Source organism: Chryseobacterium sp. ERMR1:04 (assembly GCF_001297705.1).
Taxonomy (GTDB): Bacteria; Bacteroidota; Bacteroidia; order Flavobacteriales; family Weeksellaceae; genus Chryseobacterium.
In genome coordinates this window covers 439,053-451,253 of sequence record NZ_LIRF01000005.1, presented here as the reverse complement: position 1 = coordinate 451,253, position 12,201 = coordinate 439,053, and the positions used below count along the sequence as shown (strand labels likewise).

Genomic DNA, 12,201 nt, shown 5'->3' with positions numbered 1-12,201 from the left:
ATTTTTAATTTGATAGATAAAAGTTTTCTCCTTTTAATTTAGCAGCTTTTGATTGCTCTTTTTTCATTTTCCTGAAATCCCACGGAGACATAGCGTTTTTATCTGCCCATAAGCCACGTTTCTTTTTCCTGGCCAGCATTTCATATTCCTGTAACTGAAGATCTTTAGACGCTTTAAAATACCACCATCCATAACCGGATTTAATAATTTCCGCAGAAAGATATTTATTATTATCATAAAATATTTTGGCGATTGTTCTTCGATATCGGTCTTTAGTCACTCTGTAAAATATAACCTCCTTACCAAAGACTTTTGAACTTGTAAATTGTTTCGCATTGTTACCAAAAGGCTGCTTCTTTTCGGGACAATCTACCTCTGCCAAACGTAACGTTTCCTGAGTTTTATCTGCCAACAAAGCAACAACAGTATCTCCGTCTTTTATGCCAATAATTCTTGCCTTAATTTGAGAAAACACGCACATAGACGTGAAAAATAACACAACAACACACATCATCTTTTTCATGGGTGCAATGATAAGAACTTTAAATGGGAAATTCAAAAACCTTCAAATTAAAATTTGAAGGTTTTGCTTTTTGATAAAAACTTGTCTAAACTTTTTATTAACCACAAAAGAAGCAAAAGATTAAACATATTATTTTATTTAAGTTAATAATTAACAGAAAATAAGAACATATAAGTTTTTAAAAAATCTTGGATTTTTATTCTTTTGAGGGCTTTTGCTTTCAAAATTGCTAAATTTTAAATGGCTCAATCATGACTTTTGTCTCTTTTGTGGTTAAAACAAAAAGTTTAAACAGACTTAAAGTATAAGATCTTATATTATTTTTCAAATATTGGAAGTTCAATCCCTGAAAGCATTATTTTATAGTGTTGAAGCTGATTATTAATTGTATGTAATTCTGATTGAAAGAAATTTGATTGAGCCAACAGATTTTCATAATACGAAATCCCTTCGAAAAGATTTTCTTTAAAGGTTTTCCATTTCTTATCCTGTGATTTGGTGAGCGTTCCCGAGAAATCAGCAATTTCTTTTTTCAGGTGATCCACATACATTTTTAACTCATTGATGAACATATTTGGACGATCATTATTGGGAAGAACATTGGCATTTCCATAAATATGCTGTACCATCTGCGAAAGAGAAACTTCTTTATCGAAAAACGCTAAATTCGGTCCCGGACAAATCACAACGCCTTGTTTTTCTCCTTTTATTTCCAACTTTTGTTCCATGTAAGCAGCATTCACCAATCCCACACATAAACACGCTTTCTCTGTGATGATTTCTTTTCTTTTTTGGAATTGTTCCGGCGTAATCTCTGGTTTCTCTGCTTCTAAATTTTTAAGTTTAATATCCTGATATTTTTTTGAAGCGGTACAAATTCCTTCAGCAGAAAATTCTTTACTCAACGCCAATAATTTTTTAGGACACGAACTTCCGTATCGGTCTTTGCTATTTTTGTTTTGTCTAAAAATTTCGTTGGAAGTTCCTCTGACGGTGTTAAAAGGCACGCCCAAAGGCGAAAGATTACTTAAATAGAAATCATTTTCTTTAGAATGTAAAAGTAGATTTCTCGTTTCATCATCTACTGAAGTCGCTTCCGGAACCAGTAAAAATGGTGAGCCCCAACCTACACTATTTACGTTATAGGTTTTCAAAAGAAAATCATGTTCTTCTGAGGTTCCTACTCCACCCTGAACGGTAATTTTCATTTCCAAGGGTTCAGAAACACTTATTTTCCCTTTTTGTTGTAAGGCATTAAGCATTAAAGCATGTGCAGAATCAATCAGTTCATTTTTCTTCTGTTTAAATTCTTCCATGATAGGGCCCAGCAATAAACCTTCGGTGGCAAAAGCGTGACCGCCACAATTCAGACCAGATTCTATCCTGTATTCAGAAACCCAAAGTCCTTTTTTAGCCAAAAAATTCCCCTGAATCATTGCAGAGCGGAAATCACTGACTTTCAGAATAATTTTCTTTTTCAGAAAACCATTTTCATCAGGAAAAAAATCATTAAACTCTTCGATATAACTGTACAAACGGGGATTCATTCCAGCGGAAAGGACAACCGAGGAAGATAGTTTACTGTTGGCAAAACCACGCAAAGAAGCATGAGCATCATTGTAGATAACAGGCAATTGCTCATTTTTTTTGAAGTTATCCTTATCCACTTTCGTCATGATATTGACATCTATACTCCCCGGAGTAAGATTTTTCTCAATAAAATGCTTAATGGAAGTCGTAAAACTTTCCTTTTGATTCAGCAGATTTTGCAACCCGTTTTTCAGCTCTGAGGTATTGGGAAGCATATCCGCAAAGTTTTTCAAAGCGGTGGTATTCTTCGTAATCTCTTCTTTGAATGCATCAAACTTTTCATTGACGATATCATCCACCATGTCCAGATAAGCAGTAATTCTTTTGGCACGGTAGTCGTCTATTTTTGTTGAAATACTTAGATAATTCAAATTGAATTTCTCATTATAAAAGTTTTTCATTTTCTCTATAATCTCATCATCAATTATAGAAACAACGGAAGAAATTCCGTATTGTGCGACACGGATAGGACTATCTATCGTATACGCTAATCCCATTACAGGAATATGGAAATTGTGTAAAGGCTTTTTGATCATTTTTATATTCATTAAAATAATTCGTTCCTCTAAATTCCCATCAACTAATTCACTGTAAAAGTATCAGTTTATGATTAATTATGCACTAAATAGGATATAGTTTTCTTTAAAATATGTTTAAAATCATTGATATGAAGTATTTTTTTAGACTAAAAATTTAACCACAAAAGAGACAAAAGATTGATATATTATTTATTTAAGTTAATCACGAAATACAAATAAGAACCCATAAGCTTAAAGAAATCTTTGCATATTGAGCGGAGTCGAAATATTATTCTTTTGAAAACAAAGCTTTCAAAAGAGCTAAACTTTAAATGATTCAATAATAGCTTTTGTATCTTTTGCGGTTTAATCTTTTTATTAGTTTAATTAATTATTTTCCATTAAGCATAAATTGATCTATTTTTTTAGCGAAATCACCCTGTCTGCAACCGGCCATAAAATAAACAAATCCTACTTTTGAATCTTTATAAAACTGAAAAAGGGAGTTGTAACAGTTTCCATTACTTCCCCCATGAAAATATTTTAACCCGTAAGGAGTCTTTTCAATAAAAATACCTAACCCCATATTCATTTTTACTTTCGGATCCATATCTTCTTCATGAATTTCTATCTGTGAAGTCGCCATAGACTGAAATATGCTGTTGGGCTTATGGCTTTCTTTGATCAGTTCAATCACAAACTTAGCGTATTCCGTAGGCTCTGTATATAAACTGTAAGGAACATGCGGCTGCAAATACGGATCATTTTTACCTCTGTCGTGCTCGCCTTTTATTCCGTCTGCTAAATGTTGACCCACATACTCATTATACGTAAGGTAAGAATTTTTAATAGACAAGGGCTTAAAGGTATATTGCTGCATAAGGGCATCAATTTTCTTCCCCGTTATATGCTCTATGACAAGGGCAAGATATTCATATCCCTCGCCTGAATAATCGAATTTAGTCCCCGGCGTAAAATGAATCGCCAGCTTATTGTTTTCTCGCCAATTGGGAAATCCTGTGGTGTGGTCTAGCACCATTCTCGCCGTTATCAGCTTATACCGATCATCATAAGCAATATCTGGATAAGGATAATAGGTATACAATGGCGTATCTAAACTAAGAACATTTTTCTTAACAAGTTGTAGAACTGTATAGGCAAACATAGGTTTTGTCATGGATGCAGCCTCGAAAATCGTATTGTTTTCAACAGGTTCCTGTTGCGTATTTTTAGTTCCTGCCGCTTTAGAATAGACGATCTTATTATCTTTTATAATAGCAATAGATAAAGCCGGAATTTGAAGCGAATCCATCTGGTTTTTGATGAATGTATCAATTTCTTGGGCAGATATCTCTTTTCCTTTAACCGTTTTGATCTGTGCACTCAGACTTTGAGAGGCCAAAGCGATGATCATTACAATGCAGACTGTATACTTTTTCATTTAGTTTCTATTATGGTACGTACTTTTAAAACGTATTTTTGGTTACCTGTATGACAACCGGAGTATCGATTTAGTTACATTTAAAAACAATTATTTCATCTCAAATTTTTGTTTTTGTTAAATGGCAGGAAATTAAAAATCCAAAAACACCACCTATGATACTATAACAGTTGGAAATAATTGATTTCTCGTGATTTTATTTTTTTTGAAAATTTTCCGTTAAATTAACTTTTTCAATTGTAATATTATTGTTTAATTACAAATCAACGTAAATTTATTCTTTATTAAAAAGAAACACCTTTAAACACTACGTTATAATCGATAAACAGTTGAGTGTTATTATTGAATTCAATAGAAACAAAAGAAGTAAGCTTCGAAATCAGAAGACTTCGAAGAACAATTATCAAATTAATAGGATGATTAACTAATAGAAATTAGTCTTGAAAATTAAACAGGAAGGGTAAACCAGAACGTACTTCCTTCCCCGATTGTACTTTCAGCACCAATCTTTCCTTCATGTTTCCGGATAATTTCTGAACAGATATACAGCCCCAACCCTAGTCCTGAATAGGCTTTCCCTGAATGGTCTACACGAAAATAACGGTCAAAAAGATGAGGAAGAATCTTTGCATCAATTCCGTTTCCAAAATCTTTTACCGAAACTTTTACCTGATTTCCCTGTGGTTCTATTATAATGTGGATCTCCTTAGATTCCGGTGCATATTTAACCGCATTATTTACGAAATTGATGACCACCTGATCAATTCTATGCTCATCTGCATACAATTCCAGATTTTTATCTCCTTCAATAATCAGGTCATATTTACCTTCCATTCTTACATGGTTGCAGGTCATAGAAAGCATATCGTAGAGGTTGAATTTTGTCTTTTCAAGTCTCAACTGATCTTCACTCATTCTGCTCATATTCAGTAAATCGTCAATAAGTACGACCACTTTCTCTACACTCTTTCCGGATTGCTCAATAAGTCTGACATGTGTTTCTGAAAATGGTTTATTCTTCATTCGATCCAACAATTGAAGTGAAGCTTTTAGGGACGTGATAGGCGTCTTTAATTCATGACTTGCAATGCTTAAGAAATCATCTTTTCGTTGTTCGAAAAGTTTTTTATCTGTAATATCAGCAGTCATTCCCACCATTCGGTCACCTTTTCCGTTTTTGTCATATCTCGGGCGCCCGTGTGCCTGAATCCAATGTAGGGAACCGTCTCTCCATTTTACAGGATATTCTGTTTTATAAATCCCATTTGTCCTGATGGCTTCTTGTACCAAACCTCTCACCCTTTCTCGATGTTCAGGAAGCATGGCTTCAAACAAATCGGAATACGCAAACTCTTCATCGTCTGAGAATCCGAAATTGCGCTTAAACTGAGGATTACTCTGCATAATACCCGTAGCAAGATCTACCTCTGTAGATCCCAGACTGCTTGCATCCAATGCGATCTGCAAACGGGTATTCATCTCAAGAACGGTTTCTCTTGCGTTTACCTGATCGGTCACATCGCTAGCCACCACAAGAATTGCGGTAGTCTTTCCCTCTGAGTCGGAGATTGGTTTGTAAACAAAATTAAGATAACGATCGGTCAGTTTTTCATCTACCAACAGTTTTACTTTCAATTCCTGTCCGTAGAAATTTTTACCAGATTCGTATACCTCTTTAAGAATACCTAAAAATGGTTGAGTTTCTATTTCAGGAAGAGCTTTATGCAAAGGCAGACCAACCACTGAACGGTCTTTTCCCCAAATTTGAAGGATTGCCTCATTCACAACATCTACCGTAAAATTTTCTCCTTTTAGCGATGCCATTGCAACGGGTGAATATTCTACCAGAGACCGGAAACGGTTTTCACTTTCAAGTAAGGTATTATTGACTTCCTGTAATTGATTTTTAAAATAAACCAATTCTTTATTAACGGTTTCAAGCTTATCGTTAATCAATAAAAGCTCTTCATTTGCGACCAAATATTCTTCATTCAGATCTACTAAATCTTTGGTCAGCTGTTGTTCTGCCTTCGATTTTTCTTTGACCATCTTTCTTGCTTCCATCTTTTCTGACACTTCAGATGCCGTATGAAGAATGTAAGATGTTTTGCCCTGCTCATTAAGGATCGCTTTATACTCGAAATCAAAGTAAAAGTTCTGAAGAATACCATCCACTTTAAGAATGGCAGGATAATCTTTTGCGATATAGGTCTCCCCCGAATTCCATACCTGTTTTAAAATATCTAAAAACGGTTGCCCAGAAAGCTCAGGAAGGGCATCAAAGAAATTGTTGCCGATAACGCTTTTGTCTTTCCCCCAGAATGCCAGCATGGCCTCATTGGCGCTAACAATGGTAATATCCTCGCCAGTATATACAGCTGTCGCATTGGGTGACTTGAAAAGTATGCTCAATAACTGCTCAGGTGCAATATAATCTGGAGAGTTCATAATGGATTTAAAAAGTACGCAAAGATAACCAATATCTGCCAATGGCTAATTATAAAAGGGTTTTTAATATTGGTTCTCTGAATTCCTAAAACAGCTTTTAAAACCGATCTAACTGATAAATATTTTTTTTAATACATTTTCAAAATATGATTTTAAATTTTTAATCATTTAATCTTTATTAATGATTTTTAATATATAAATAATAAAAATTGATTACTTTTTTTATTATTATATTAATACATTTACCCAAGCAAAATAAAAGCTAAATCCCAATAATTATCATCAGTTGCAATGCAACGCATACCTCTAACTGATAATTATGATTCTTTTGACCTAATGAGATAACTAAACATGAAAAAAACTACAATAACTTTATTACTTTTGGTAATAGGGAACGCATCAGCATTTGCACAAATAGGAATCAATACAAGTAATCCACAAGCACCATTTCATGTGGACGGCGGTAAGGATAATCCTGCAACAGGAGTTCCTACAACCGCGCAACAAGCTAATGATTTCGCAGTAACTTCTGCAGGAAACGTAGGTATTGGTACCACCACCCCTAGCACCAAAGTAGACATCATAAGTACAACTGCCGGCGCCCTTAAAATAACAGACGGGACACAAGGAAACGGTAAGATTTTAGTATCAGATGCCAATGGTGTTGCCACCTGGCAAAACTCATCGCCTGCAGTTATTATTAATTCCAATACAGGAGGCTCTGTAACTGTTGCAACAACACTTACCTATTTGGGAGCCTCAGCAGTGGTTACAATACCTGGGTACTATCTTATTAGCCCCAGATTGATTACTGATTCTACTCCTGCCAACTGTTCAAATTTCATCGCTTATAATTTAAGTACAAGTACTACTGCTTTAGCTAACGCTGCGTTCCCTTTACAGGAAGCACATTTTGCGCCCAGTGCCATCAATAGTTTTATTTATTCTACCAATGTAGGGTATTTAGCTGCCGGGACGTATTATATGCTAGTGCGTTATAACGGAACCTGCACTTCAATTAAAAGCAGAGCAACACCGGGACAAAATGATTTTGCTCTTACTTTATTAAAATAAGAATATGAAAAACATAACTATTTTAACCGCATTATTATTTTCGGCCTCAGCATTTAGCCAGATCGGCATCAATACAAGTAATCCTCAGGCAGTTTTCAATATTGACGCCGCTAAAGATAATCCATCAACAGGCATTCCTTCTTTAACACAGCAAAGCAATGACTTTGTAGTATCTTCTTCTGGAAATATCGGAATTGGAAACACAGCTCCTACGAGAAAAATGGACATTGTAAAAACAACGGGTGGAGCTCTTAAAATTACAGACGGAACAGAAGGAAATAATAAAATATTTGTATCAAATCCTACAGGAATTGGAACCTGGCAAAACACTTCGCCTGCCGTTGTTATTACCTCTACAATAGGTACCTCATCAGCTATTGGTACAGCTTATACTTACATGGGATCTTCTGCTACCGTAACCATTCCCGGATACTATGTCATTAGTCCCCGATTGATTGTAGATAAAGCACCTACGTCTTGTGGATCATACATTGCTTATAATTTAAGTACTAGTCAAACTATTGCTACCAATGCGGCCTATCCTTCACAGGATGCCCATTTTTCTTCAGGAACTTTGTATGACTTTATGTATTCATCTAATATTGGGTATTTACAGGCAGGTACTTATTATATGATTGTACGTTACAGTGGTGGATGTACTTCCTACGACAGCAGAGCTAATGCTGGACAAAACAGTTTTACTCTTATATTGTTAAAATAGAAATTTTACGTTGTAAACATTTTCTGCGGATCATCAATACATAACACCTTCATTATTCTAAAAATATATAGAAAAAATTTGACAATATCTATTCTCACAAAAATCCATAAAGATCACATCAACTAAAAATAGCTGATGTGATTTTTTTATTAATATACTGTAGATTAAGGCGGTATCAAAAACATGGGATGTAACAATTTTGAGAAGTAAATTCTCTCCTTTGCCACAACGTTTTAGCTACTCATCAAAAATCTAAACTTGTTTATATTTTTAAGCGCAATACCGGTTCCACGAACAACCGCTCTTAAAGGATCTTCAGCAACACAAACAGGCAATCCTGTTTTTCTGTGTATTCTATCTGCCAATCCATTTAATAACGCTCCTCCTCCTGCAAGATAAATCCCTGTTTTGTAGATATCTGCTGCCAATTCGGGTGGTGTTAAAGAAAGTGTTTCCATTACAGCATCTTCAATTCTCATGATCGATTTGTCCAATGCTTTGAAAATTTCCTTGTAATTCACCATGATCTCTTTCGGTTTCCCTGTGATCATATCTCTTCCCTGTACGGCAATATCTTCTAAAGGATAATCCAGTTCTTCTAATGCAGAACCTATCTCAATTTTTATTCTTTCGGCTGTTCTTTCGCCGATATATAAGTTGTAGTATGATCTTAAAAAATAAGAAATATCATTGGTAAATACGTCTCCTGCAATCTTTAAAGATTTGTCGCAAACGATTCCTCCAAGGGCAACAACCGCAATTTCAGTTGTTCCACCACCGATATCGATGATCATATTTCCTTCAGGACTTTGAACGTCTATCCCTGCTCCAATAGCTGCTGCCATTGGTTCATAAATCAATTTCACTTCTTTAGCGTTCACTTTTAATGCAGAATCCTTTACTGCTCTTTTTTCCACCTCAGTGATTCCCGAAGGAATACATATAACAATTCTCAGCGCGGGCTGAATAAATCTTCCTTTAATTCCCGGAATTTGTTTAATAAATTCCTTGATCATATGTTCAGAAGCATGAAAATCTGCAATTACTCCATCTTTCAATGGGCGTATTGTTTTAATATTTTCATGGGTTTTCCCCTGCATCAGTTTGGCTTGTTCACCCACTGCAATAGGTTTTCCTGTAGTACGGTCTATAGCGACAATAGAAGGCTGATCAATGACGATCTTGTTATTATGTATGATCAGCGTATTAGCGGTTCCAAGATCCATTGCGATCTCCTGCGTAAACATATCAAATAACCCCATCTTTTCGTTGTTTTATTAGACTTGCAAAGTACGGCTTTCTGTGCGGAAATAGGTACTTGAATATTTAATAATAGAAGTTAAAATTGTGTTAATTATCTCATCAATTAATGGAAATAAATTAACTCCTAAAAATAGTACGATTTATATTGGATCATGAAAGTCTTACTTCCTAAGATTACATCAGAAAGAATAAAATTACGGAAAGATCATTTTTAAAATCAAATATAAGACCTTAAATATCAAATCATTTTATCTTTGAGTTCTTTATATTTTGAACGTCCTACCGGCAGTATTCCCCCTGTTTTAAGTAGGATTCCGTATCGGGTACCAGGGTTAATCAGGATCTTTTCGACCTGTTGGAAATTAACCAAGTAAGATTTATGAATCCTTTCAAATCCGTCCGGAAGAAGCTGTTGTAAAAGCTCAAGTGATTTATCGTGGAGTTCCTGCTGCCCATTTTTAAGATGCAATTCTGTATAAATCCCCGCTCCTTTGACGTAGATGATCTCGGCAATATTAATCAACCGAATTTGCCCGGCCCTTTTCACCGCTACGTATTTGATGCCATCTGATTTCAAAACAGGATTAACAAACCGATTCAGTGCCTGAAAAAGCCGCTCCTGATCGAAAGGTTTTGGGACAAAATCCAGTACACCATAGGTAAAAGCAGTGATTGCTTTATCGGTATTTGCAGAAACGATAATTGTATGAAATGAAGCCGCTACCATCTGTTCTAATACCTCAAAACCATTATCACCATTGAGATTAAGATCTAACAATAATAAATCCGGAGTTTGATGTATAATTTGATCAAGCCCTTTTTGCAGAGAATCACAAATGATAATATGAGCAGGTTTATTTGTGAAGAATTCAGCGGTCATACGCTGCAGACGGCGGGCAATCCTTGCTTCGTCTTCAATGATGAGTATATTCATTATCGTAAAATTTGAATGGTTGATACCCAACCGTTTTCTGTAGAAACCGAATCGAACGTCCAATTGGAGCCATAACTTTCAGTCAGACGTGCTTTGATATATTTAAATCCATTTCCGCCCGCCCTATTGGTCATTACCTTTCGGTTTTCTGCGGTGGTTTCAAAAATATACTGATGCACATTATTGGTCAAAGAATAATAAAGGGCAAATTTAACCGTATTTCCCGGCAGCGGCTCACTATGGGTAATGCCATTTTCTAACAACGTATGGATAATAGCAGGTGGTATTCGTTGTGTTTCATCTATTCCGGACTGTTCCCAAGTATAATTAATTTCTTTACGGAAGCCCATTACCGAGAGATGTTGCCGACAGAGTTCCAGTTCCTTTGTTATGGGTATCAGGGTTTGTTCAGCAATCTCGTTCATGATATCAAATTCTGCAGCCAGTGCCTGTATAAAACGAGCTCCTTCCTTTGGCGATTCTTCTACCCAATCCATCATTGAAGTGAGTGTATTTCTTAAAAAATGAGGTTGAATATTCTTTTTAAGTAACTCCAGCTGCAGCCTTGAGGATAGCAAAACAGCATTTTGATGTTCCGCTTCGATAACACTTGTACGAATGGAATGAAGATAAAGCATACACAATACAATGATGGTAAAACTGATAAACAGACCATAATCATACACCACAAAATTATTAACCAACGCACTCAGTAAAAGACCTGCCAACACAATAAAACCTCCTTTTTCCTTTTGAATAATACCATTCAGCACCACAATGAAAGCAGCTACCCACATGGCTAAACTGTAAAGCCGAGCCGTGAGATCATAATGCCTATAATTAAACCAATAAAGCAATAGCAAGGTTACTAAAAGAGCTGCCATGAGCCATTTTCCCTTTTTAAAATTAAACTGAATAATAAAATACCAAGGAACCAACAGCGCATTAGCAAAAGTCAGCCAGCCTATAACTTCCAGGCGAATAAAAAATTTAGAATATGGAATTACCACATGAAACTTCAAATATTCTATAATCAGTAACGCAAAAAACAAAAAACAGATCGTCGCAAAAATAAGAACATCCCGTTGTCTGCGCTTGCTGTTCAAATAGATAAAAAAGTAATAAACTGCTGCAATGAGAAAAGCACCCGCCATCAGATTCATATAAGACATGGTAATGAGCGGTTCGGTTAACAATGTGGCGTAACCATCTACTTTAAATGAGATACTGCGTTGTATATGAGGAAGTAATGTCTGCGAACTCCGCATAGCAACCGTATGAAGACCAGGCGAAACCAAATTATCGGGAATACTGTAATAGCTACACTCCGTTCCGGGTATTTCAGGTTTACCCTCTTTTTGCATTTCTCCATTTTTACCAATCAATACCCCGTCCCAATAGACTTCAAAAGCACCAAAAGATTCTACCTGAAGCCCAAGAGGAAGTAATCTGTCCTCTACATCACCAAGATCAAGATGCGTTCGTGACCAAAATATCTTGTCTGATGTATTGCCTCTGGTTGGTGACCAATCTTGATCATTATAGTTTTTAGATGCCCATGCCGGATCATCCCCTATTTTATAAACAGGTATTAGATCTTCATTACGGATGAGAGGTGCCGTGAGTACATTGAACAGCATCAACAAAAACATCAAATTATGCATAATGTAAATATACAAGGTAATTTGA

Annotated in this window: 9 protein-coding genes; 2 read left to right on the top strand and 7 right to left on the bottom strand. The window is 35.6% G+C overall.

The window, feature by feature from the left end:
• Window positions 1-4 precede the first annotated feature (4 nt).
• From AMQ68_RS12420 to AMQ68_RS12405, 4 genes are all read right to left on the bottom strand, one after another.
• Complete coding sequence (locus tag AMQ68_RS12420) at window positions 5-559, bottom strand: thermonuclease family protein (protein WP_241775119.1); 555 nt, start codon at window positions 557-559, stop codon at window positions 5-7.
• 281 nt (window positions 560-840) lie between these two features.
• Window positions 841-2,649 (bottom strand): hypothetical protein, encoded by a 1,809-nt coding sequence (locus AMQ68_RS12415; RefSeq protein ID WP_054511119.1) that lies wholly within the window; start codon window positions 2,647-2,649, stop codon window positions 841-843.
• A gap of 373 nt (window positions 2,650-3,022) precedes the next feature.
• A complete protein-coding gene (locus AMQ68_RS12410; protein WP_054510944.1) occupies window positions 3,023-4,072 on the bottom strand; it encodes a serine hydrolase in 1,050 nt (349 codons plus the stop codon).
• A 447-nt stretch (window positions 4,073-4,519) separates the two neighbouring features.
• Window positions 4,520-6,520, bottom strand: a complete 2,001-nt coding sequence (locus tag AMQ68_RS12405) for a PAS domain S-box protein (protein WP_054510943.1) — start codon at window positions 6,518-6,520, stop codon at window positions 4,520-4,522.
• A 351-nt stretch (window positions 6,521-6,871) separates the two neighbouring features.
• On the opposite strand from AMQ68_RS12405, the gene AMQ68_RS12400 reads away from it, so the two are divergent.
• The gene (locus AMQ68_RS12400) at window positions 6,872-7,594 is read left to right on the top strand and encodes a hypothetical protein (protein WP_054510942.1); all 723 of its coding nucleotides are present in this window, start codon (window positions 6,872-6,874) and stop codon (window positions 7,592-7,594) included.
• A 4-nt stretch (window positions 7,595-7,598) separates the two neighbouring features.
• Complete coding sequence (locus AMQ68_RS12395; protein ID WP_054510941.1) at window positions 7,599-8,315, top strand: hypothetical protein; 717 nt, start codon at window positions 7,599-7,601, stop codon at window positions 8,313-8,315.
• Window positions 8,316-8,548: 233 nt separating this feature from the next.
• On the opposite strand, the gene AMQ68_RS12390 is transcribed toward AMQ68_RS12395, so the two are convergent.
• From AMQ68_RS12390 to AMQ68_RS12380, 3 genes are all read right to left on the bottom strand, one after another.
• A complete protein-coding gene (locus tag AMQ68_RS12390; RefSeq protein ID WP_054510940.1) occupies window positions 8,549-9,577 on the bottom strand; it encodes a rod shape-determining protein in 1,029 nt (342 codons plus the stop codon).
• Window positions 9,578-9,816: 239 nt separating this feature from the next.
• Window positions 9,817-10,512, bottom strand: coding sequence for a LytTR family DNA-binding domain-containing protein (locus AMQ68_RS12385; RefSeq protein WP_054510939.1), 696 nt, complete (start codon window positions 10,510-10,512; stop codon window positions 9,817-9,819).
• A complete protein-coding gene (locus AMQ68_RS12380; protein WP_241775118.1) occupies window positions 10,512-12,152 on the bottom strand; it encodes a histidine kinase in 1,641 nt (546 codons plus the stop codon). Before AMQ68_RS12380 ends, AMQ68_RS12385 begins: the two co-directional genes overlap by 1 nt.
• Window positions 12,153-12,201: the final 49 nt, after the last annotated feature.